This is a genomic window from Bacteroides sp. RTP31139st1_H2_RTP31139_211217 (assembly GCF_040227615.1).
GTDB classification, from domain to species: Bacteria; Bacteroidota; Bacteroidia; order Bacteroidales; family Bacteroidaceae; genus Bacteroides; species Bacteroides uniformis.
The window spans coordinates 1-916 of record NZ_JBCNZM010000177.1 but is presented as its reverse complement, the minus strand read 5'-3'; the positions used below and the strand labels follow the sequence as shown (position 1 = coordinate 916).

Annotated in this window: 1 protein-coding gene and 1 pseudogene; both read right to left on the bottom strand. The window is 52.3% G+C overall.

Annotated elements, in window-relative coordinates; all coding sequences use genetic code 11:
- Positions 1 to 345: pseudogene (locus tag ABUA47_RS20575) on the bottom strand (Arm DNA-binding domain-containing protein); the annotation flags it as partial.
- 7 nt (positions 346 to 352) lie between these two features.
- Positions 353 to 916, bottom strand: a 564-nt coding sequence (locus ABUA47_RS20570; protein WP_349831961.1) for a hypothetical protein, incomplete at its 5' end; no start/stop codon positions are given.

Here is a 916-nt window from a genome sequence, read left to right as displayed (position 1 = left end):
GATATAGTCGTTAAACGAAGGTTCTTGTCCGCTGTCATGGAAACGTATGACGATATCATCCGCTGTAAACGGACCGGATTGGCTTAATGTCCTGATAGCCTTTTCCAGTCGGATTTTGTCCCGTCTTATCCGTTCCCCTACCGATAGAAGATAATTGTCCCGTTCCATCCCTGCAGGGTGTTGACAGGGAATGACCGCTTCGGAACGTTGGTCCCATTCCGAAGCGAAAAGTTTGTATCCGGTACTGATCTGCCTGACCACACGGTTATGAATCACCTGATAATACAGTGCGCCCTCCCTGCCTTCCGCGGACGAGGACCTGAATTTGGTTCTGATTGTTGCCATAGTGCAGTCATTTTGAATTGGGATTGTCCAGTTGCTTCCTGATTTCCTGTGCCTCCCTGAACAGCCGGTGCGCCAGACTGTCCTTGTAGGCTGCCATTTCATGGTTACGGATGCGGTTCCTGACCGAGTCCTCAAAAGCGGTCACCAGCCTTTCCACACGCCGGATCTTTTCCTCGTCCCGCTTGATGGTGAAATGCTTCTCAAGGAAGGCGATGTCGGGATCATCCCCCGGCAGGCAGATCCTGATGGCTCGGTATTTCAAATCGGCATCTTTCAAAAGCCGGTTCGTGCGGTACTGGTTGCAGTTGGTCCAGACGGAAATGATCAGTGCCAGGATCAGTGCTGAAGCTGTCGTTACCACTGCCTTGGATGCGCTTTCCAGACGGTAGGTCACCAGTCTGCGCTCCGGTTCCTTTTTCAGCAGGACCATTCTCTCATCCAGCCGTCTCACTGTCTCCTTTACAGCTTGGCAGTCTTGACTCAGGCAGTATCTAATCTTTTCCATCTCCCCGGCAAACGTTTCGGCAGACAACGGCCAGCCTTCCGACAACCGGACGGTATGGTTACGTAC